1 protein-coding gene is annotated in these 255 nt (G+C 60.8%); it reads left to right on the top strand.

Annotated features, from left to right (window positions below; translation table 11 throughout):
- A partial coding sequence (locus FCK22_RS18190; protein WP_211243600.1) for a 2'-deoxycytidine 5'-triphosphate deaminase occupies nt 1-255 on the top strand: 255 nt, incomplete at both ends.

The raw sequence follows: 255 nt of genomic DNA, 5'->3' as shown, positions 1-255 counted from the left end.
TGATCGACCTCGATAAAATTGGCCATTACGATCCCGCCGCCTATTGGGAAGAGGTGCATAGCACCAACGGTCAGATCATCCTCGACCCCGGCGCCTTTTACATCCTCGTCAGCCGCGAAGCGGTGACGATCCCGCCTGCCTATGCCGCTGAAATGGCACCCTATTTGGCGATGGTCGGAGAGTTCCGCGTGCATTACGCGGGCTTCTTCGATCCGGGCTTTGGCCATGCCGAGGCAGGCGGCGCAGGCTCACGCG

The sequence above is a fragment of the Sulfitobacter sp. 15WGC genome, from assembly GCF_005068605.1.
GTDB classification, from domain to species: domain Bacteria; phylum Pseudomonadota; class Alphaproteobacteria; order Rhodobacterales; family Rhodobacteraceae; genus Sulfitobacter; species Sulfitobacter faviae.
Note: the sequence above shows the minus strand (reverse complement) of the source record. Positions and strands in the feature narration are given on the sequence as shown.